The following is a 21169-nucleotide window of genomic DNA, read 5'->3' on the forward strand; positions in this document are numbered from 1 at the left end:
ACAAACCGGGCAAACGCCCGGTTTTGTTTTTCCTCTTTCCCCCAGCGGGATACACAGCTTATTTCTGATACGGGATCTGATAGCTGGCCAGCCAGCGCAGCGTCTGGTGATACACATTCGCCACTTGAGCTTCATTCATCCCCAGCCGCTGGCAATACCGGGCGGTACTTTCCCAGTCGGCATTGTCGTAGGCATCGAGCAAATTCAGAATATCGCCCAGCGGCCCCTGCCGCAGCAATAAAGCGCTGTGGACCTCTTCAGACAGAGGTAACAGCTCCAGCAGTTTAGGCAGCGGTTTATCGAGCAAGGCATCGAGCAGCGAAAACATCCCGGCCAGAAACGCCTGATCACTGTTCAGGGCAATACCGCTTCCCCTGGCCAGCTCTTCGCACATGCGCGCCCGCTGCAAAGACAGAATATACAGCTCGCGCGGTTTGCGAATAGAAGCATGAGCCGCGGCCACCACAGAGACAAACAGCTTAATTTTCTCCTCGCCCAGATACACCAGCGCCTGCTTAAAGTTGCCGATTGGCGATAAGGTTCTGTGGGCGGCGGAATTGACATAGCGCAGTAAGAGGTAAGACAGGGACACGTCGCTGGCAATAATGCGCTCGACACGGGGAAAATCGACCGGGGTACGGCTGATTTCCCGCAGCAGTCTCAAAGTGGTCAGGGTTTCAGGCGTCACCTGACGGTTTTTCAGCAGCTCAGGCTTACTGAAATAATAGCCCTGAAACAGATGAAAACCGGCAGCCCGGGCGGCTTCAAACTCCTCCCGGCTTTCGACTTTTTCGGCCAGAAATTTCAGGCGGCGATTCTCATGCTGGGCCACAAAAGCACAGGCGCGCTGACAACCCAGTTTAATGAAATCGAGCTTAATCACATGCACATAGGGCATGAAACGCTGCCAGGCCGGTTGCAGATCAAAGTCGTCCAGCGCTATGGTATAACCCTGTTTGTTCAGATGGCGTATCGCCGCGAACAGCTCGTCATCCGGGGTGCAGGTTTCCAGCACTTCTATCACTACCTTGTGCCGCGGCAGCAATAAAGGCAGCAATTTCACCAGGCTGTCATGGGGGAAGTTGATAAAGGTACGCTGGCTTGCGGTGGCCAGATCATCGCCGACCGCCATGTAGTTTTCCACCAGCAAACGGCTGGTGGCCGTATTGGCTTCGATGTCCGGAAAGGCATTCTGCTCCCCATCACGAAACAGCAGTTCATAACCAACGGTTCTCTGCTGGCGGTTCAAGATAGGTTGACGAGCAACGTAGGCGTACATATTGGGGAAATTAATGATCCTGTCCGGTGGAAGACAATAACAATAATAGAATGGCACCAGATTTTATGCCGTATCCAAAACCATCAATACTTTACGTTATACTGGAACATATTACTAATTCCTTTATATCGCCACAAAGAGCGGACAAATGTTGGACAAGCTTCCCATGACTCAAGGATTTTCATTTTCCCTCCCTGCCGGGGCGATCAGTATGGAACCCGATTTTGCGGCCACCATGGCCGGACCGGTGGCCGAGTGCTGGGCTCAGCGCCGGCAAAGTCAGTTCGCCGGTGTCGGAGGCGTGCCCATTGCCTGGATGAGCCTGACCGGGTTCAGCGCTGACAGAGCCATAGTGCTGGTCAACGGCCGGGTCGAAACCTTTCATAAATATCAGGAACTCTGCTGGGAGCTGACACGTCAGGGCTATGATGTTTTTGCCCTGGACCACCGTGGCCAGGGCTGCTCCGGCCGCTTGACCCCGGACAGCCAGCTCGGCCATGTGGAAGAGTTTGCCGATTACGTCAGTGATCTCCACACCTTTATAGATACCATAGTCAAACCGGCGGGCTACCAGCAGCTCTTTATGCTCGGCCATTCGATGGGCGGCACAGTCACCAGCCTGTATCTGGCCCAGTACCCGGATGCTATCGAAGCGGCCGTGCTGAGCGCCCCGATGCACGGCATCAAAGTCAGCCACTGGATGAAACCTATTGCCTCGCCGCTGGCCAGAGTCGCCGAGCAGCTCCAGCGTCAGCCCGGCTATGCGCCAGGGCAGACCCCTTATTATCCCAAGCCCTTTGCCGATAACCCCTTATGCCAGAGTAAGTGCCGTTACGAGTGGTTCCGCAATCTGTATGAAGATCAGCCGGCATTAAAACTGGGCGGCCCCAGCTCCCGATGGGTCTGGCAGGCATTGAGCGCCGCGCGCCAGTCGGTGGCACTGGCCGGTCAGATCCGCTGCCCGGTACTGCTGCTGCAAAATGAACAGGACACTATAGTCGACAACCGGGCGCAGAACCTGTTTAGCCAGCAGATCAAACAGGCCGGCGGGCAGTGTCAGGTGAAGGTGATCAAAGGCGCCCGCCATGAAGTGCTTTTCGAGCAGGACTCGCAGCGGGTACAGGCGGTCACGGCTGTGCTGGAACACTTCGCCCGGTTCAGCCAGCCAGCGACAGCCGCCACCCCGCTGGTGGCCAGCAGTCAGCCAAGCTGAACTCACACTGACTGAAATAGCGGAAAAAACCGGGGTCGCAGATTAGCCTCTTTTCTTGATCCCAATCTGGTTTACACTGCCTGTGTAGGTAAATCACCCGGCTGGCCCGAACCGGTGCAGCCATCAAAGAAAGAGACGTGCCATGTATAAAATTGTTGCTTCTGATCTCGACGGTACTCTGCTGACACCCGATCATAAAATCGCCCCTTTCACCAAAGAGGTACTCCAGCAGCTGCACCAGCAAGGCAAAGATTTCGTCTTCGCAACCGGCCGCCACCATGTCGATGTGGCCGAAATGCGTGAGCAACTGGGCATTCCGGCTTTCATGATCACCTCCAACGGTGCCCGGGTGCATACCTGTCAGGGCGAAGTGCTGTTCCAGCAGGACGTGCAGCCTGAAGTGATTTTGGGATTGATGGAGCTCACCAAAGACGAGCCGGACTTACGTATTCATATCTACCGGCATGATGACTGGCTGCTCAACATCGAAGATGCGTATCTGCGTGATTTCCACCAAACCTTTACATACAAACTGTTTGACGTAAACAACCCGCCGCTGGATGGCGTGGCGAAGGTGTTCTTCACCCGTGATGATAAAGACCACGACAAGTTGGTGGTGCTGGAAGACAAGTTCCGTGCCGTGTTTGGCGAGCGTGCCAGCATCGCCTTTTCCACACCCTGGTGTCTGGAAGTGATGGATGTCGGGGTGTCGAAAGGTCACGCCCTGGCAGCAGTTGCCGAAGCGAAAGGCTATGCACTGACAGACTGTATCGCCTTCGGTGACGGTATGAATGATGTGGAAATGCTGAGCATGGCCGGCAAAGGTCTGGTAATGGGCACAGCTCACCACAAAGTGATGGCCGCCCTGCCTGACAATGGCGTGATTGGTTCATGCGCCGACGAAGCCGTGGCGCATTATCTGGCCGAGCATCTGCTGTAAGCCACTTCCCCTGCTTCCTTTTCAATGGGGAGGGAATATTCGTGGTTTCAGCAAACTCAATACGATCCCTCCCCCTTTTCAAGGGGGAGGCTAGGAGGGGGTTATACGGCACAAACGCAAAAATCCGCGCCCGCCGTTCGAACCCCACCCTCCCCTTGTCAAGGGGAGGGAACAATCAACCACGATCCCAGTGTGTTAAAACTGCCCTGTCATACGCAGCACTTCCTGCCACTGTTGCTCCGTGACCGGCATGATGCTGAGGCGGTTGCCACGCTGCACCAGCGGCATTTCATGCAGCGCATCATTGGCTTTGATGCGTTTCAGCGTGACCAGGCGCAGATGGCGCACATACTCGATGTCCACCATTACCCAGCGCGGATTGGCGGGATCGGATTTCGGGTCGAAATACGGGCTGTCGGGATCAAACTGAAAATGATCGGGATAGGCCTCGCGCACCACTTTGGCAATCCCCACCACCCCAATGTCTTTGCACGAAGAGTGATAGATAAAGACCTGGTCACCCACTTTGACCTCATCGCGCATCATGTTGCGCGCCTGATAGTTACGAACGCCTTCCCAGCAAGCCACATTCATCTGCTTGAGGGTATCAATAGAGAAAGTATCGGGTTCCGTTTTGAATAACCAATAAGCCATATCGCATCCTGTTGTCGTGATTTTGTGGTACCAGAGCAGTAACATCAGAGGTCACAGACCCAAGAATACCATAAGCGATGACAACCATGAGCGCCGAACCTGCTCCACAAACGGTAACACCCTGCCCGAATTGCGGCTTTGTTCATAATTGTATCTGCCATGCCGAGGTGCGCCTGCGCTCTCAGGCGATCTTTGTGCTGCTGACTCACAGCAAGGAATTTGGCAAAGACACCAATACCGGGGCGCTGATGGCCAGAACGCTGCCGCATTGCCAGCGCCTGCTTTGGTCTCGTACCGAGCCGCCCGAGGCGCTGCTGACACTGATAGCCAATGACAAGCTCCAGCCCTGGCTGCTGTTTCCCGCCGACGACGCCCATCCCCCGGCCCCCTTTGCGCGCGAGACAGGCAAAACCCCGTTATTCATTCTGCTTGATGCCACCTGGCAGGAAGCACGCAAGATGGTGCGCAAAAGCCCGTGGCTGGCTAAGCTGCCCAGGCTCAGCCTGAGTGTGGATCGCGCCTCCTGTTACTCACTGCGCCGCAATCAGCAGACGGGCAATCTGTGCACCTGCGAAACAGGCATCGCCCTGCTGGATCTGCTGGGAGAGCACAGCGATGCCAAAGCATTACAGCAGTATTTCGACGCCTTTCTGGCAGCCTTCCCGGCGGAAAAAAGCGGGCATCCGCGGCGCCGGACGGCGCCATAATCGCGCTGCACCTCACGGGCTGCACCTCACAGAACGGTATTTAAATTTGCTGATTTCTTGCGCGCAGCGCTGAGCCGCCCTATATTAAAACCGACTGGTCAGTCGGTTTACGGACAAACCGGCCGGCATTCTCTGATACTAAACCGCGTCAACGCGGTTCACTCTGTCAAAACAGGAGATAGGGATGACCTTTGCCACTGCGAGCCAAGACAGCCAGCAGATTTTCACTATGCAGCGACTGTTCCACACCCAGCACAATGAGTACCTGGCGCAGACCATGCCGGACTATGCCAGCCGGGTTGCCCGGCTCAAACAGCTGAAAGCCGCCTTGCTTGCTCACAAAGACGCGCTGTGTGAAGCCCTGTCTGCCGACTTCGGCCACCGCAGTCACCAGGATACTCTGCTGAGCGACATCCTGCCCTGTGTCCAGCAGATCAACTACACCATTAAACGACTGAAAAAATGGATGCGGCCATCGCGGCGTCACGCCGGCTTGCTACTGATGCCGGCCAAACTGGAAGTCATTTACCAGCCGGTCGGTGTGGTCGGTATCGTGGTGCCCTGGAACTTCCCTGTCATGCTGAGCATCGGCCCGCTGATCCCTGCGCTGGCGGCCGGCAACCGTGCCATGATTAAGCTGAGTGAATTCACCCCGCAAACCAACCGGGTCATTACCGCCCTGCTGGCAGATATCTTTGCTGATACTGAGGTCGCCGTCATTGAAGGGGAAGCCGACATTGCGGCGGCGTTTACGGCACTGCCGTTTGATCATCTGCTGTTTACCGGCTCCACCGCCATCGGCCGCCATGTCATGCGCGCCGCGGCGGATAACCTCACCCCGGTTACGCTGGAGCTGGGCGGTAAATCACCGACCCTGATCGCCCCGGATGCCGATATGCCGCAAGCGATTGAACGGATGATTTTCGGCAAATGCCTGAATGCGGGCCAGATCTGTGTGGCACCGGATTATGTCTTAGTGCCGGAAGGCAAAGAAGATGCGTTCATTGCCGAGTTCAAGAAACAATTTACGCAAATGTATCCGCAAGGCGTGCACAGCCAGGACTTTACCTCAGTCGTCAACCAGCGCCAGTTCGACCGTCTGAGCCAGTGGCTGGCTGAAGCCGCCAAGAACAACACCCGGATTGAAACCGTCCACCCGGATGCCCTCGACCCCGGTGCGCACCGTATGGTGCCGCATTTGCTGGTGAACCCGAATGACAGCCTGACCCTGATGCAAGAAGAGATCTTCGGCCCCTTGCTGCCGGTGATCACCTACAGCAACATCGACGAGGCCATCCAGTACATCCAGCAGCGCCCCCGTCCGCTGGCCTTGTACCTGATGACGCAGGACAAAACCCTGCAAGCGCGCGTGAAGTCTGATGTTCACGCCGGCGGCATGGCCATCAATGATTCGGTGTTTCATGTCGCGGCCGACGATGCGCCCTTCGGTGGTATCGGGCCGTCTGGCATGGGCCATTATCACGGTAAGGAAGGCTTTCTGACTTTCTCCAAAGCCAAAACCGTGCTGACCAAAGGCCGCATCAATACCGCCAAACTGGCCGTACCGCCTTTCACCGGCTGGCGAGCCAGAGTGCAAAAGCTGATGATGACTTTCTTCTTACGCTAAACCTGTATTATGCTGGCTCACCCCGATGAGCCAGTTTCTCCACTGACAGCGAGCTATGAGCCAGAATAAGAAGCAACAATTGTTAGATGCCGCCCTCAGCCTCTTTACCCGGCAGGGTATTCAGGCCACTGCCACCGCCAAGATCGCCAAAGAGGCCGGGGTGGCCAACGGCACACTGTTCCATCACTTTGCCAGCAAGCAGGTGCTGGTCGAAACTCTGTATCTGAGCATCAAAGCAGACATGGCGACGGCCCTGATACCACCGGACACCAGCCTGAGCGTACAGGCGCAGTTGCAGCACATCTGGCAAGCCGCCATCAGCTGGGGGCTTACCCATCCCCAGCAATTTCAGTTCCTGCGCCAGATGGCCAACGACCCGCAGTACCTGCTCAGCCAGCAGCATGCCATGCTCAGTCAGGCCCTGCCTTTCCTGCCGCAATTGATAGAGCAGGGACAGCAGCAAGGGGAACTGGCAGACTGGCCGCAACCTCTGATGCTGAACACCTGCCACAGCCTGTTTTTATCCACCGTCAGCCTGTTTGCCGAGCAACCGGCACTGGCAGCCGATCCCGCCTCACGTCAGGCGGCTTTTGATATGCTGTGGCACGGCATGGCCCGGCAAGCCTGATAGCGAACCACTATTGGCGATAAAAAAATCTTCTTTATCGCTAGTTTTCATATATTCCTGACGGGAATTTCACGCTTGCTTCACGTTCTCTTCGTTATTCTGGCGACATAGACAGCACGATGACAGCGGCAAATCGTTGCTCAGCTGTCATACTGAAAACAGTCGCTGCTCCCATGAGCCCGATAACGGAGAACCCAGTCATGAAAAAAGTGATCTTCTTATTTGCCACTCTGGCCCTGCCCCTGGCCGCAACCGCCGCTCAGGGAGGCTACACAGGACCCAATGAAACCCAGGGTGCCAACTCAACCGTCGCCCAGGCTATGCAGGCCAAAGACGACGCGCGCGTCACCCTGACCGGCCATATCGTCGCCTCACTCGGCGATGAAGACTACCGCTTCAAAGACAGCACAGGCGAAATGATCGTCGAAATCGACAACCACCTGTGGGGCGATAAACAAGTCGGCCCGGAAACCCAGGTAATCCTGATGGGCGAAGTCGACAAAGACCTCAACGGCACCACAGTGGATGTCAACAGCGTGCAACTCGGGCAATGAATAACGAGTTAAAATGACAAAAGCCCCGCGATGCGGGGCTTTGTTCTATCAGCTCATAAATAATTTTCCATTTTTAACCTTATTTTCAGTTCATTTAATCCACACAAGATAATTTTCACATCATAAAACTAACATTTTTATTCACTAAGAAATAAAACCTGATATTATTATTTTTCTCATAACATTAGGAAAAATATGATGAAAAAATTATTTCTGGCATTAACGATTTTTATTTATCCAAATTTATCTCAAGCAGAAATTGTGGTAACCAGTACAGGTTTGATAACAGGAATATATAGTTGGGGTGTTGCCGAAGTCGTCCCTTCATTAGATGGTGATACTTTAATTACCATGCCGACAGGCCTTACTGAGTGCCCCGGCGGTGTATATATTAAAGATTCTGATTATGCAGACCGGCTACTTTCCATGGCTATGGCAGCATATGTAGCAAAACAAACTGTTCGGTTTCAGGTCTGGAATGATACAGATAGATTTTGGAAGGGATCTGCCGATAATTACTGCCAATTAAGAAGTATTCAACTAAGAAAATAAAGACTTAAGGCTATTTTATGAAAATTCTGGTTCCACTCTTACTACTTTATTCTTTTTGTTCATTTGCAGAGCCTATTTACACCTCTGCCAGTATCCCCAAAAACCTTCATGTGTATGACATGAATGGTAATACATTTGTTGATCTGGTTGCTAATGGATGCTCAAGTGCCAGATATTATTTAACGCCTAACCACCCTAAATATGATGCGATCGTCTCTATTTTATTAACAGCACAAGCTTCCAATAAACCCGTAATTATTCGCTTTGAGAACTGCACACCCCAGGGACAAGGTAACATTGTTGGTGTATACCTCAAATAAGGATTTTATATGAAAACCAGAGTCAGATTTTAATGAAAAAACTATCGACCTTTATCCTCTTACTCTTGCCACTACTGAGTTTTCATCTACAAGCAGCAAGCCACTCTCAAGATAACGGGGTGATAAGCCGGGTCTTTGTCAGTGCCGAAGGCGCAGTTGCAGCCCAACTAAAAGGCGGTTTTACAAGGGCGATCTCAGATAACCAATGCCCGGAAAACAATGGCTGGGCCGGACTTCGTGTGGCTGATAACACAATCAAATCTGCCATTCTGGCGGCTAAAACCGCCAACCTCTCAGTGACCATTACAATTGAAGGTTGTGAAGGACCCTGGTTTAAAATAAAAGATATATACCTTAACTAAAATCAAGCCCGTGAGTGAATTTTACGGGCTTATTTAACAGAGAAGTTAATTAAATGAGACATACTTGATGTCTTCACCATCTCCCCAGCGCATACAGGTGCCAGCACCTTCAATATAAACGGCTTTTCCGCTGGCTTTCGCTGCCAATAACAGGCTGTACTGCGACTTCCCGTATGTGCTGTTTTCGTCTTTTATTATCCAATACTTATAGTCCTTTGCGCACTCTGCACGATTAATAATATCACCATTAATATAGACGTAATGCAGACCATCATCCCTGACGATGATACGTGATACCGTGCCAGTCACCGAGCCAGCAAAGACAAATGAAGAAGAAATGAGCAAAAAGACGGAAATGAACAGCTTCATCGCACTGGAGTTTTTCATTACTTCATTGATCCTATATAAACAGGTACAGGCGCACTACCATAAGTGGCTAATGTGCTGCAGTCGCCCGAACCTGGGTAGTAAAATATCGCTTTGCCGTACGATTTTTGAATGTTTTGTAACATGCTGGTCCACATCGCACATGTGGTGATACCCACACCTTGCCTTGCTGTGTTCAAATTACAAATATAGGTGTACTCATTTCGACCGGAATGCAGGACATTCACACTGCCATTTGCGTATACCAGCACGCGATTGACTTCAACTTCACAGCTAAATTCCGCCAACGCGGTTGTCGAAAACGCCAGAGATAAAACCGCTATCATCTTTTTTAACATGATTTATTACCTCAGCCTCATGATTCTGCGGTACACACTGTTATTACTGCCCCACGCTTCACAGCTACCCACTTTGGTATAAGCAATTGTGATTGGTGTACCTGCTGTTTTTGCCGCTAATAACATCGAATACATTCTTGCTCTTGCCTCACTAGACAAGGTGTTGCTGATTGCAAACGCTTGTTTATCAGAACATTCAGCGACGTCCTGACCATTGTTATCCAAGAAAACCAGAACGGTTTCCGTAGTCGCATACGTGGCAATGTTCAATACTTTCCCTGTTGTATCAACCCAGTAGTTAGTTGCTGAAAAAGCATTCGATGACAAACAGACTGCAATCAGTATAAAAATGTATTTTTTCATTAATATGTCCCTATCGGATATGTAAGCCTTTTGCCGTACAGGTTTCACTGTCATTTTTCTTATAATAAATCCTGACAACCTTGAACCCAGCGCTCTTGGCTGCCAGGACCTGAGAGAACATGGCTTTGCCCGATTCTGTAGAAAGGTCCAGATACATAATATTCCACTTGCACCCAGTTAAAGCTTCTGCAGTATAAAACCCTGCCGTCGTTGTGCCTTCGGAGAATACCTGGGTAATAGTAAATGGCTGGTTAAATTCAGGATCACCTTTCTCTGCAAACACAGAGAATGGTAATGCAATCATTACAATGAAACTTAAAATTAATTTTTTCATCTTAATCAACATTTTTACTTTTAACATTCAATATGCTGAAGCCAACTAAAGATCATCGCTGAACATTTAATGGCTAAACATTTAATTGAACCAATATCCTATTGGTACTGGATCGCATAAAGATGACAATACTTACCTGTTGGTGAACCCGGCCACATTTCATCAGGTAATCCGTACGCTATCACACGCGATTTCGCGTGAAATGCTGCAATTGCCATCGACAAATTGGCCTCAAAGCCAGGATCCGTTTTTCTTAACCAATATCCACTTGGGCAAGATGTGGTCTCTGGTTCTGCAAGCTTTAAGTAAACATCCCCACCACCAAACTCAGAGTAAGAATGAATGGTTTTTATGGTTGAAACACCTGAACCGACGAAATTCATATCTACGGCATAAGATTTTACAGATGCAAACACCATTAAAAAGACAAAGAGTTGTCTCATCATAATCTCCAAAAAATTCTCTTATTAGTTAATTAACATCAGCCAGCCGGGTCAACCTGAATGACTAAACAGTATTTACCACCTGTTTCAATACCAGAGGTATACACAGTCGCCACTCGGTTATTGGCAGCCCACTGTGCCAGAACCACAGAGATCATAGTGGTGTTTTCCTGCTTTATTTTCATCCAGTTATTAGACGTGCCAGCACAATTTTCAGGAATCACTCCATTTTCTACGTTCACTAACAATGCTCCTTCGATAGCGGTAATGTTAGTAATTTTACCTGACACGTAATGTTCTTCGGCTATCGAAAATGGGGTTGAAAACAGAAAGAATAGCAAGCCTGCAGATTTAAGAAACTTGGTCATTTACCGAATCCTTACTTTATACGGAGAAACACCATAATTGGTTTTTTCACATTCAATGCCACTGCTCAATGGAAAAGCCATCATGACTTGTTTACCCGACGCATGCGCCGCAAGTACGATAGAGACTCGGCTATCTAAAGCCGGTTCCAGGTAAGTGCCCAACTGTTTCCACCCTTGCCCTTCTAAATGCACTAAAACATTTTCAGGCTGAACCTGAAGCTCAAGCACTTTCGTATACGGACAGTAAATTGCATCTGTGGCGACAGAAGTCGCTGACCAAAACAAAGATAAACACAGGATAGTCAGCTTACATATTTGATTTATTTTCATTTTATTCGCCTTCACATAAACATTCGGACATAACTGACTTCACAGTCTTCCGAGTTTTCAACAATCCGGACTGTCAATTGCTTTTGAGTAGAAAGCGCAGTCAGTACTGTCGAATACATGGCATCAAACACAGGGTGAGTGTTTTTTAACACCATAAATTGGCCTTCGACCAGTTTACAATTCAGCTTTTCTTTCCCTGCCGGCGCTTGTAAGTAAATGTGCCCGGTTTGATTAGGATAAACAGATAACAGTGCCTCTTTTCCAACGCCTATACATGCCGTTGGGATACATTCCGCCAGTACTGTCGGACTAAAAACCATTAACAAAAATAAAAAATTTCGCATTATTTCCAGCCAATATCAAGGGGTCATCGTCACATAGGAAACTTCACACTCAGGTGAGTTTTCCACAATTCGAATTTGCAACCGCTTTTGTGCTGCAATACCCGTCAGAATCGTAGAATAAATCTCTCTGTATAACAAATGATTCATTTTCAGAGTCATATACTCACCTGAATAAAGATCACACTTCAGGTTTTCTTTACCAACAGGAGCACCAATGTAGATATTACCACTGGATGCCAGATAGGTGCGTGTTAACACATCTTTACCTACACCGTAGCAGGCGATGTTATTACATGCAGCCCATGTTGATGAAGCAAAAAACAACGTAAGAATTACAAATAATCTCATAATAAAACCCGTATTATCACTTTGGCATTAAATCTAATCTGCTTAAAACCGGAGCTTTATGTAAGTTATCACAACCATTAACCCAGCCACCCACTTTAGTTCCTGCATGATAAGCAGATAGCAATGAAGAATACATTTCAGCAAAATGCTGATTGCCTCTATCTAAGACAATTGCCGCTTTTTTCTCGCAACCCTCATTAGTATTAATTCCGCTATCCAAATACACTAGTACCCGCCCCCAGTCATGCAATATTATTTTGCTTACTTTACCCGGCGTGAAAACACTATTGGCACAAGAAAGCGCAGGGAAAAACATTATTAAAACAACAATTAATTTAATCAACCTCATAATAACCATCTCATTATAACAACGTTCTTTATTATTCAATCACTAACTGATTTCATGCTCTTCAAAACACTTTCACCATGGTTCTTTAGTGATGTAATACCAATTTTTGGAATATAGTTTTCTAATACCTGAATTGAATCCGGGTACTGAACTGACATCTGGCTAAGATTGTCAATCAGTTGTCGAATCACATATTCATTATTTTCGACTTTCAGTCTGTCTCTGTACACATCAACAAATTCTGGGCCCGGAGTTGTGTAGCTCAGGCCAGTTGAAGAGATCTCTCGCATTCGGCCATCATCATCGGAGAGATGTCTTAACAACACACCTTGAGCTTCTGGTGTATTCACAAAACGTAATGCATCCAGCGCAGAGTAACGCACTTGCTTGCTTTCATGCGATAAATACCTTGTGACCAACTCAGTTTGCTCCGTCAGCCCCATATTCCCGATTACACTCAAAGCGTCTTCAATTTTCTGCACATCACTGCTTGCAGTAAGTTGCTCTTTGACTTCGTCAAAAATAGCCAAGCTTCTGGCGCGATCATCATCTTGTAAAAAACGGGCCATACCTCCAAGAACTAATTGCGCTTGCAACCTTTTTTCTTCAGAAGGGAGTGACTTTGCCAGATCACGAACAGCCGACTCACTTTCCTGTGTCGGGTGATCCAGAAAAATCAATTTCAGCATTATTGCATTTTGCTTTTCTGGCGAAGATGAAGCCATCGCATCCAGCAAAATGTTCTGTGCTTCAGGACTTCCGATTGATACCAGCAAAGTACTCAACATCTGAAAAGCTGGATGATCTGACTGATAAAGACTCAGCCAAAGCTTTATCTGTTCCAAACGAGATGGATCGAGTGCTACCCATGCTCTCAACTGATAAAACAGACTTGCCTTACCCCGATTATCCAGAGATGGTATCTGCCTCAGCCGGGTCCTGAAGGTAGTGAGACTCTCTGTCCCCACTGTCTGCTCATACATCTGCTTTTCCAGCAACTTTCTCTGATACTCGCCATTGAGCGTATCGCGGACGAAGGTTTTGTCTGTATTACTGTCAGCTTCAGGCACATCAGTAACAGACAAAAACGCAGCCGAGAAGTGGGCTTTTTCCTCGGCCAGTTTACCGCTGGCAGAATAGGTTACTTTACTTCGTTCCATTGCAATTTGGCTAATGCGCTTTGAGAAACGACTGACATCAATGTCAACAACCTGCTCTAGTCGCAACAAAGCATTTTGGGGGCGATAAGATTTATTCACGTGGACATCCCAGCTCGGAATCAACGCCTCGTCAATCTCATAATACACGTCATAGGCAGATGAAAAATCTGCCTCGATGGATTGCCAGTTGGACTTCCCCTGATTTGAAAGTGAAATCTGGAACTGTGCAATTATGTCTTTTAACAGGGGAGAAAATTCTTCGTAGTATGTCTCCTGAAATTTCAGTTCATTGAACAAACCATCTCGATTCAGATTGGCATAAACAACAACATCCTGCGGCCAGCGACTACTGGTGCTGCCATTCATCTCAGCAATAAATGACTCAGGCTGGAACCTGAATGCCAGTGTATAACCCTGATCCGTTTGCTCAAGCACATCGATGAGCATCTGCCCGGTATAGCTGTAATTCACCTTTAAGTCTGGCTGATAAGAATGTCCCTGCCCCATGAGACTGGTCATACCGGCCGCATGGTTCTGGTACTTCACCTCATAGCGATAAGAGCTACCTGGTTCATATTCAATGACATACGCGCCACCTTTTACTTTGTATAAAAAAAGGAAAATAAAGCTCACAATAATAATGGTACTCAAACCAAATACGGCAGCTCTGTATTTCATGTGTTACCTACATTTATCAGGGTTAACAATTACAACTAAAACAAGAATCCATGCAGGCTTCTCAGCACTGCGGCGTCATTATTCTCTACCTGCTGTTCTGAGGAAACACCAGGTGAATCACTAGTGACACTGGAATCTGTTAACCATTCCGTGGTTACCATGCTCTTTTGCTTGGCGACCATCGTCCGCTGAGTATTATGTTCAATCGAAGACAACAGCCAGGACTCATACTGTTCTATATTGTCTTGTGAATGCTGAAACTGAATTCTCAGCGCTGCATCTTTTTGCGGCAGTAGAGTCGTTGCCTCTGCATTTAAGGTATTTTTCACCAGATTAAAGACTTCATTAACTCGGGCTTCCGTTTTCTGACTGTAGTCTTCGAGAGCCAGATGACGCTGATACAAATCAACTTTCCCTTGTAAAGCAGCAGCCTCTTTACGATCCGTCTGGTCCAGCATCGATCCACTAACATGGACACCCTGGTAACCATATGTCAGCCCCCAGTTCATGATCGACTTTTGCCAAGCATAGCCACCATACTTGTAAATGGATTTAGATTTTTTCTTTGTTTTAATACAAGGGTAAGGAATCTTAATGAATCCTACTTTTTTCTTACAGATTTTTATCCATGGGTATTCTACAAAAGCACTGATATCACCGTTCAATGCCCTGATTAACGCATCGGATGTCAAAGATAGTTTTAAGTACGGCTCCCCACTTTGTGCAAAAAATAAACCCGCTTTACCACGAAGCGGTACTTGTAGATTCAAAACATCCACAGAACCCCTCACTCCGACAGATAGCACTTTCGCAACACCCACAGCCCCTTCTCCGAATGCACCTGCATTCGCAATTGGAACGAGCTCAGCATAGACTTGTGTAAATGTTAGGCCGACTCTCAACTTTGTATTTGCACTAGCATAAACACCTACTGAGACATACACAGGGATAGGACCTATTGCGAACTGTTGGGTATATTTGTAGTCATAGCTATAGCCGTCACCTCCCCCCAAGAGTTCTGCTTCGTATGCCAATGGGTCAGTGGTGCTTCGTTTATTAATTTTATTGAGTTGCATACCCATGACTTGTATATCGGTATTAAACTCGACTAACTTCGGCCCTACTTCAGCTTGTGCATATGCACCAATCGCATTATTGGTCTTCCCGAACACAAAAACATCAGCACGTCCGAGTGCGATACCCCATTGTATCTCTTCAGAACCCCGGATCTCATAGTAGGCTTTTGCTTGCGCACCTAACACTTTACGACTGCCTAAATCGAACCCATTCCAGTCTTTCCGTTTCTTAACTTTCAAACCTTCACGTGTTGGTGGCGTAAACGATTTATTAAATGAAATAACAGGAAATTCCGGCATTTTGAGATTTTGTGGTAAATCTAAACCAAGCTCTGTGATTTTTGCCTTCAAAAATTCTGGAGAAGGTATCTTTAGTTTTACCTTAAATTCATCAATTTCAATTAGTTCAGAAGCCCAACTCATCGCTTCCTGCAGCGGCGCCCAAGATAAAATACTCTCGCCTCCAGGAATTGGTAACCCTAAACTTTTAAAAGCCAATGATATCTTTAAATCTAAAGAGTCAACAAGGGTCTGTAGATCAAAATCAACACTAATCATGGCCAGAATACTATCTTCGTCAACCTTGGCTACACCACCCTCATAAACAATATTTAGCCCTATCGCACTCGGTAAATTATATCCTAAAGCACAAAGTATTTTATTTGTATTATTAATCTCTCGAATATACTCATCAAATTTCGTCAAATCGCCACTTTTCAGGCGATATTTCTTATCGAGATTTATACCATTGCTTTGTGCAAGATCTCCTGCTTTCAGGTTAATTCTTTCGACCAGCTTCTCCACATCAATTTGTGGGCACTGACCTGGATCAATCGCATCTAAACGACGTAGCAGTTCTTCTTTTGCATATAGTTGCAAAGCATCCAGCAAGCGTTTTCTCATGGTTTCCGGATCGTTGAATAATTCGTATAGATCTACAGGAAGTTGCTCGAAGCTATCATCTCTCAAAGAATAACCAAATGGTGCAATCTGCTGCTCTAATTGATTGGCCATTTTTACATATTCATTTACTTCAACTTTAAATGGCTCTTTAACATCTACAGTAGCGTCACCTTGAATACTCAAATCAATCAATAAATAGGTCACCCCACCTTCAACAATAACTGATAATTCATCATCAGGATTATCATCTGCTAATTTTTTTAATTCTGCAGGTGTGAATGGTTCATACGGCAACGGCGTTCGATCACCTAAAACTAGCCGAATAACATCCTCTCCATCTTCAACTTTCTGGGTTGCAGCATGAGCCATTTGAACAGAGAGACAACTGAAAACATAGAATAAAAACAGTCCATATCTTATCAATTTATTCACTGGCTTATCTCCGTATATGGCGCCTGAGGAACTCTTACTAACTGTTTATATAAATAACGCTGTTGCTCGAGAGTCATACTTTTGATCGAGTTTAAATCCAAACCAATTAAAGTCTTTAATAAGGCGCAATTATACTTTTGATAATTGCCTTCATCTTGACACCGTCTAACATAGATATTAAGTGTGTCCATGTACTTTTTATATAAATGCGAGTAAGCACGAACCTGATTCATATCAAGCTGATATTTTGCCTGCTGATACCGGTCATTTATAAAATCAATACCTGGCTGTTTCAGGCTATTATCCAGAGGACTGGATACAATCACCTTCATGTCTGTCTGATATTGTATTTCAAACTGCTGAAAGCGTGTATCCGCTGCAAACCAGTCTCTCCTGGCATAAGCCTGAATAAATGCAGTGCTTCTGGAAGCATTATCCATTCGCGCTGACAGTAATTGGTCAACCGCAAATATATCATTCAATTTTTGTAATGCTGCGGTGAGCTCCGGAAACTCAAGCTTCGAGCGATTAATGAGTGCCTGGAGTACTTCTCTCGTCATAATCAATGCATCTTCTAGCCGCTTCAGGTGTTGCTCAGAAAAGTCTGTATTTAAACTTTCAAACGCTTGATAATTTAGTGCAATATTATCATTCAGCGCTACAATGACAGACTTTAGTTCCCGTATATAATTTTCCGGATAGGCAGGGATTCCCTCTAAAAGCTGTAAACCCATTTTTGTCCGGTTGTATATTTTCTTTGCTTCTTCCTGAGACTGGAATAACTCGGTCATCAATGTCGATATCTGGCTTTTAAACATACCGGTATCTGATGCAGCTAGCTGTTGATGATTACTTATCGATCGCCTGAGCTGATCCATTTTTTCCAGCCATGCCACATGTTTCTGATACCAAACTTCAGCCATCGCAGCAGAGCCATCTTGCCCTAAATAATACTGCTCGCGAGCCAGGTCATATTTTGTTAAGGCGTCCAGCACCTCATCCAGCCGGTAATTAATCTGATTCAACTGATACTGCTGTTTATCCAGCATTTCAGGGGTGACATTCGCTGCAGATGATGTCCAAGGGATCATCATCATGCAGAAAGAGAACGAAAGCAGGCGAAGTTTCATACCCTATCCCAGTGTTAACTTGAAATATAAAATACAGAGCAATATCAGAGGGTAAGTTTACCCTCTGATACCAACTAGAAAATCAAATCTTTTCCAGTTTACTTCTCAGATCATTGAGCTTTTCGATTTCCGCAGCATCTGCAATAGAAGCAATATATAGGAAATGTTCAATCACTGAACGGATCCCCTGAACATTTTTCTGACTTCTTTTTTGCAATAACTCAATTTGAAATATCAAATCTTCGATTGTATTGTCATTGTTTTCACCATTAATCAAACCTGAAATATGAGATAGGACAATCATTGAATCCCAGTTCGCTAAAAAGTCACTTGAATACTTCGCTGTTTTATCCTTATTTTTCAGATTACCAATCGATAAATTAAACATATTGTCAATTCCCGATACTCCTTCGCCTTTCAACTCTTCAACCAGTTGCGCCATAAAAGGAAAATTCGGCATAGGTAGATAATCAGGCCCTATCACACTCAGCTCTGTATTTACAACAAAGGTCGCTGAAAAACCGTCACTCTTATAACGTTGCGGTATTGCACCGGCATTAAAAAAGTCATGTACAGTAACCGTAGAAGAAATTGTTTCCCAATTTGCACTAATTTCAGCCCGGATGTCATTTTTAATGGTATCTGCATTTGGGCTGATTTTCTGCAATATATTATGTTCATCAATTACATATTTCACATCTATTAGAAGCTGCTCACCGAACCGAACCAGCTCATCAATATAGCTCCCCCCCGTCCTTTCAAAATTGAAAGACCAGTTTTCAGTTGCAATATCATGATAGTTCACTAGGTTTAGCTGGACATTCGATGCACATTTTTGTTTGAATATCTCGAACTTGCTCTTATCAAAAGCGCTGATGAAAGCCCCCCCGATAAATCCGACTTGGGTCATGTTCTTATCTTGGTAAGTCAGGCTGATGGCTACTGGATCAACCCTGGTTTCACCCACACAAGACAATTCAAAATAAGGCGTTGGGTTCACAGGAGATTTGACCGAACCAGACCATAGCTGCTCATTCACCAAAGAAGTTTGCTTCCGATCCGTCACAGTACCTTTCACAAAGAACGTGATACCTCCATTTGTCACCGGAATATAACCCTGCCGGTAGGACAACTCATTTTTCCTAGTGGTCTTCACAAGGTTACCACTGTATTCAGTCACCGGCTGAATCTGACTGATATCTGCTACGCCAGGTGTCAGCGTCAACTTCGGCGAATAGCAGGTTTCAATATTACCTGAAATAGAGCAATAATTACCGGAGCCGTAATGACTGGAAGGCACAAAATCGTTTGGCCCGGTCTTACACTCGATACTTCCCGCCGTCTGATTTGTCTGATTTTTGAAGCTTTCGTAAACGTCTTTACAGTTTTGATAGCGTTTACTCACTTCTAAAAAATTGTCATTCTGACGCAGAAGCAAATCGCCCGCCAAATCCTCAGGTTGCAAAAGCAAAGATGCTGAATTTTCTATATCAACCTGTCGAAGCTGAGTCGGCACCTGCTGATTCTTCACCCATTTTTCAAGATTACAGGCCCGATCCCGGTGAACGGGATAAATGCTATCGTTGAAGCAGAAGTCATCTGTTGTGCCCGCGATTACACTCAGTGGGGAGCCAACAAGAACACAGACGCTCAGTAAACCAAAATTTGTTCTTTTCATTATTTATCCTTACTGAACCAAATCAAACGTCTGAAGCTCATAAGCGCCATTGACACATTCAGATGCGAAATGGACTTTCACTTGTGTTCCTGTAAACATTGCTGAACTCAAAACGGATATTAGTTGTTGCTTTTCAGCAGGTATAACGACTGCATTTTTCGTACATGATGTTGAGAAAATGGGTTTGTCGAGAACCAGCTGACAATGTGTTGCCTTGATATCACACTGAATACTTTGAATGGTATTCACTTCTTCCGCTGCATTAGCAGCCACCGCTGCAAAAGATAAAGAAAATATCAGGCCAATTTTATGCTTCATGTTCAGGCTCCTTCTTGTGCCGACTTCGCCAGAACTTCATACGATTTGAGTTGAGGCAGGCCGTTCTCACCACAGAAAGAGTCAAACTCAACAGCTACCTGATGCTTCGTCATCATTGCGGAAGACAGAAGTGCCACTGCCAGCTTTCCTTGGGTTGTCTCACTCGACCAACTGATTTTGTTCGAGGCACACCCTGAAGGTCCCATTTTTTCAATACCGAACGACAAAGCGCACTGCTGGCTTTCCTGATCACAGCCGATTTGCTTAATCAATTGGGGGTCAGGCACTTCAGCCTGAGCAACAGAGCAGAAAGCAAAAATAGCAATAAATAACAAAGGGTTAAATTTCATCTTCCATCCTCAGCGAGCAAATTAGGTCTCATATTGAAGATCACCTGTCTCATTGAGGCTTTCTTGCTCTACTCGGGCTACTTGGTCGAAAAAATGACTCGATGCAACCTTGATGTGAGTAATGGAACACTTCAATTCCATTTGTTTGCTTACAATTGCAGCTAACCGCAAAAGCTCGCCTCTCAAATCGCAATGGTAAGAAAAGCACTTCAATATGAACAACGGCGTATATTATACAACGCTAATGAAAACTCAATGCATATGTTCGATTTTTTGCTTACAATGCATCTTGCTCATATAAAATGGGATCGACTCTTCTTTGAAATAACTTAAGGTTAGAGAGTTATGAACAAATAGTTGTATCTCGTCGCACTTTCACTTCCTCTCTCGAGTCAAGCAGACCCTTGTCTAATCAAACACGAATTAGCTGGATTTACCCAACGGATAGAGGCTTAGTGTTTTCCACACAGGATTACTCTAATAAGGAACTCAGCAACTGCGATTATGGGACGCGGTTTATCATCCCGAATGATGCGGATTGTTATGACGTGAAGAGCAACTCGCTGATAACTGCATTCTTAGCAGATAAGAAAATCAATATTGATGGCGAAAAATTAAACAAGTTTGCGAACCATCTATAAATCGGTTCATCGTATTTAAATAAAAATTTTTTAGATAATTATTAGGATCTCCAATGAAAAAGTTACTCTTTGTCTTTATTTTAGCTTTCTCATCTATTGCTCATTCCAAATGGCAATACTACGTACAACCTGTGGAATTGCTCTATGAAGGAGATAACTCTGGCTCACGAGCTTACATCGTCTTTAAAGATAAATTTCCTCTCGCTGACTGCCCTACAAAAGATGGCGGATATATCCGTATTTATGGCGACACCCAGAAGGGCCAATACTTTATCAGTACACTGCTTACCAGGGCGAGAGCACGTATGCTCATTTCTTATCCAAACCTTGGATTCCCGCCAATATTACTTGCTCCAAATAGGC

28 protein-coding genes are annotated in these 21169 nt (G+C 46.4%); 10 read left to right on the forward strand and 18 right to left on the reverse strand.

Annotated features, from left to right (window positions below; genetic code table 11):
• Positions 1-58: 58 nt before the first annotated feature.
• Positions 59-1279, reverse strand: a complete 1221-nt coding sequence (locus P0Y67_RS05870; protein ID WP_342391108.1) for an EAL and HDOD domain-containing protein — start codon at positions 1277-1279, stop codon at positions 59-61.
• Between the two features lie 148 nt (positions 1280-1427).
• Here P0Y67_RS05870 and P0Y67_RS05875 point away from each other — a divergent pair, with 148 nt between their 5' ends.
• Together P0Y67_RS05875 and P0Y67_RS05880 are read left to right on the forward strand one after the other, a co-directional pair.
• Positions 1428-2492 carry an alpha/beta fold hydrolase gene (locus P0Y67_RS05875; RefSeq protein ID WP_342391109.1) on the forward strand — a complete coding sequence of 355 codons (1065 nt, stop codon included), beginning with the start codon at positions 1428-1430 and terminating at the stop codon, positions 2490-2492.
• A 142-nt stretch (positions 2493-2634) separates the two neighbouring features.
• Positions 2635-3432 (forward strand): Cof-type HAD-IIB family hydrolase, encoded by a 798-nt coding sequence (locus tag P0Y67_RS05880; RefSeq protein WP_027250502.1) that lies wholly within the window; start codon positions 2635-2637, stop codon positions 3430-3432.
• 195 nt (positions 3433-3627) lie between these two features.
• On the opposite strand, the gene P0Y67_RS05885 is transcribed toward P0Y67_RS05880, so the two are convergent.
• On the reverse strand, positions 3628-4086 hold the full coding sequence (locus P0Y67_RS05885) for an EVE domain-containing protein (protein ID WP_046220450.1): 459 nt from the start codon (positions 4084-4086) through the stop codon (positions 3628-3630).
• A gap of 77 nt (positions 4087-4163) precedes the next feature.
• On the opposite strand from P0Y67_RS05885, the gene P0Y67_RS05890 reads away from it, so the two are divergent.
• From P0Y67_RS05890 to P0Y67_RS05920, 7 genes are all read left to right on the forward strand, one after another.
• Positions 4164-4793 carry a tRNA-uridine aminocarboxypropyltransferase gene (locus P0Y67_RS05890; protein ID WP_342391110.1) on the forward strand — a complete coding sequence of 210 codons (630 nt, stop codon included), beginning with the start codon at positions 4164-4166 and terminating at the stop codon, positions 4791-4793.
• Between the two features lie 184 nt (positions 4794-4977).
• Positions 4978-6420: a coniferyl aldehyde dehydrogenase gene (locus P0Y67_RS05895; protein ID WP_446728802.1), complete on the forward strand. Its 1443-nt coding sequence runs from the start codon at positions 4978-4980 to the stop codon at positions 6418-6420.
• A 55-nt stretch (positions 6421-6475) separates the two neighbouring features.
• Positions 6476-7048: a TetR/AcrR family transcriptional regulator gene (locus P0Y67_RS05900; protein ID WP_342391111.1), complete on the forward strand. Its 573-nt coding sequence runs from the start codon at positions 6476-6478 to the stop codon at positions 7046-7048.
• 200 nt (positions 7049-7248) lie between these two features.
• Complete coding sequence (locus tag P0Y67_RS05905; protein ID WP_342391112.1) at positions 7249-7602, forward strand: NirD/YgiW/YdeI family stress tolerance protein; 354 nt, start codon at positions 7249-7251, stop codon at positions 7600-7602.
• A 198-nt stretch (positions 7603-7800) separates the two neighbouring features.
• Positions 7801-8154 carry a hypothetical protein gene (locus P0Y67_RS05910; RefSeq protein WP_342391113.1) on the forward strand — a complete coding sequence of 118 codons (354 nt, stop codon included), beginning with the start codon at positions 7801-7803 and terminating at the stop codon, positions 8152-8154.
• Positions 8155-8171: 17 nt separating this feature from the next.
• Positions 8172-8474, forward strand: a complete 303-nt coding sequence (locus P0Y67_RS05915; RefSeq protein ID WP_342391114.1) for a hypothetical protein — start codon at positions 8172-8174, stop codon at positions 8472-8474.
• Between the two features lie 32 nt (positions 8475-8506).
• Positions 8507-8836, forward strand: a complete 330-nt coding sequence (locus tag P0Y67_RS05920) for a hypothetical protein (protein ID WP_342391115.1) — start codon at positions 8507-8509, stop codon at positions 8834-8836.
• 45 nt (positions 8837-8881) lie between these two features.
• Here the strand turns inward: P0Y67_RS05920 and P0Y67_RS05925 are convergent, their stop codons facing one another.
• The 16 genes from P0Y67_RS05925 to P0Y67_RS06000 all read right to left on the reverse strand — a co-directional run bounded on the left by P0Y67_RS05925 (position 8882) and on the right by P0Y67_RS06000 (position 20165).
• The gene (locus tag P0Y67_RS05925) at positions 8882-9223 is read right to left on the reverse strand and encodes a hypothetical protein (RefSeq protein WP_342391116.1); all 342 of its coding nucleotides are present in this window, start codon (positions 9221-9223) and stop codon (positions 8882-8884) included.
• Complete coding sequence (locus P0Y67_RS05930) at positions 9223-9561, reverse strand: hypothetical protein (protein WP_342391117.1); 339 nt, start codon at positions 9559-9561, stop codon at positions 9223-9225. The genes P0Y67_RS05925 and P0Y67_RS05930 overlap by 1 nt, the downstream gene beginning before the upstream one ends.
• Positions 9562-9567: 6 nt before the next feature.
• The gene (locus tag P0Y67_RS05935; RefSeq protein ID WP_342391118.1) at positions 9568-9924 is read right to left on the reverse strand and encodes a hypothetical protein; all 357 of its coding nucleotides are present in this window, start codon (positions 9922-9924) and stop codon (positions 9568-9570) included.
• A gap of 10 nt (positions 9925-9934) precedes the next feature.
• Positions 9935-10285 (reverse strand): hypothetical protein, encoded by a 351-nt coding sequence (locus P0Y67_RS05940; protein WP_342391119.1) that lies wholly within the window; start codon positions 10283-10285, stop codon positions 9935-9937.
• 71 nt (positions 10286-10356) lie between these two features.
• Positions 10357-10701 (reverse strand): hypothetical protein, encoded by a 345-nt coding sequence (locus P0Y67_RS05945; RefSeq protein WP_342391120.1) that lies wholly within the window; start codon positions 10699-10701, stop codon positions 10357-10359.
• Between the two features lie 38 nt (positions 10702-10739).
• Positions 10740-11069 (reverse strand): hypothetical protein, encoded by a 330-nt coding sequence (locus tag P0Y67_RS05950; protein ID WP_342391121.1) that lies wholly within the window; start codon positions 11067-11069, stop codon positions 10740-10742.
• Entirely contained in the window at positions 11070-11399 is a 330-nt protein-coding gene (locus P0Y67_RS05955; RefSeq protein WP_342391122.1) for a hypothetical protein, read from the reverse strand.
• Between the two features lie 11 nt (positions 11400-11410).
• Positions 11411-11743, reverse strand: a complete 333-nt coding sequence (locus tag P0Y67_RS05960) for a hypothetical protein (RefSeq protein ID WP_342391123.1) — start codon at positions 11741-11743, stop codon at positions 11411-11413.
• A 15-nt stretch (positions 11744-11758) separates the two neighbouring features.
• Positions 11759-12091 (reverse strand): hypothetical protein, encoded by a 333-nt coding sequence (locus P0Y67_RS05965; protein WP_218384546.1) that lies wholly within the window; start codon positions 12089-12091, stop codon positions 11759-11761.
• Between the two features lie 16 nt (positions 12092-12107).
• Positions 12108-12479 (reverse strand): hypothetical protein, encoded by a 372-nt coding sequence (locus P0Y67_RS05970; RefSeq protein ID WP_342391124.1) that lies wholly within the window; start codon positions 12477-12479, stop codon positions 12108-12110.
• On the reverse strand, positions 12476-14278 hold the full coding sequence (locus P0Y67_RS05975) for a HEAT repeat domain-containing protein (RefSeq protein WP_342391125.1): 1803 nt from the start codon (positions 14276-14278) through the stop codon (positions 12476-12478). Before P0Y67_RS05975 ends, P0Y67_RS05970 begins: the two co-directional genes overlap by 4 nt.
• Before the next feature lie 35 nt (positions 14279-14313).
• Positions 14314-16689: a hypothetical protein gene (locus P0Y67_RS05980; RefSeq protein WP_342391126.1), complete on the reverse strand. Its 2376-nt coding sequence runs from the start codon at positions 16687-16689 to the stop codon at positions 14314-14316.
• Positions 16686-17819: a hypothetical protein gene (locus P0Y67_RS05985; RefSeq protein ID WP_342391127.1), complete on the reverse strand. Its 1134-nt coding sequence runs from the start codon at positions 17817-17819 to the stop codon at positions 16686-16688. Before P0Y67_RS05985 ends, P0Y67_RS05980 begins: the two co-directional genes overlap by 4 nt.
• Positions 17820-17901: 82 nt before the next feature.
• Positions 17902-19497, reverse strand: a complete 1596-nt coding sequence (locus tag P0Y67_RS05990) for a hypothetical protein (RefSeq protein ID WP_342391128.1) — start codon at positions 19495-19497, stop codon at positions 17902-17904.
• Between the two features lie 9 nt (positions 19498-19506).
• Entirely contained in the window at positions 19507-19815 is a 309-nt protein-coding gene (locus tag P0Y67_RS05995) for a hypothetical protein (protein WP_342391129.1), read from the reverse strand.
• Positions 19816-19817: 2 nt separating this feature from the next.
• Entirely contained in the window at positions 19818-20165 is a 348-nt protein-coding gene (locus P0Y67_RS06000) for a hypothetical protein (protein WP_342391130.1), read from the reverse strand.
• A 694-nt stretch (positions 20166-20859) separates the two neighbouring features.
• On the opposite strand from P0Y67_RS06000, the gene P0Y67_RS06005 reads away from it, so the two are divergent.
• Positions 20860-21169 (forward strand): hypothetical protein (locus P0Y67_RS06005; protein WP_342391131.1); only part of this gene is annotated, 310 nt, incomplete at its 3' end.

The sequence above is a fragment of the Photobacterium sp. SP02 genome, assembly GCF_038519165.1.
Lineage (GTDB): Bacteria > Pseudomonadota > Gammaproteobacteria > Enterobacterales > Vibrionaceae > Photobacterium > Photobacterium halotolerans.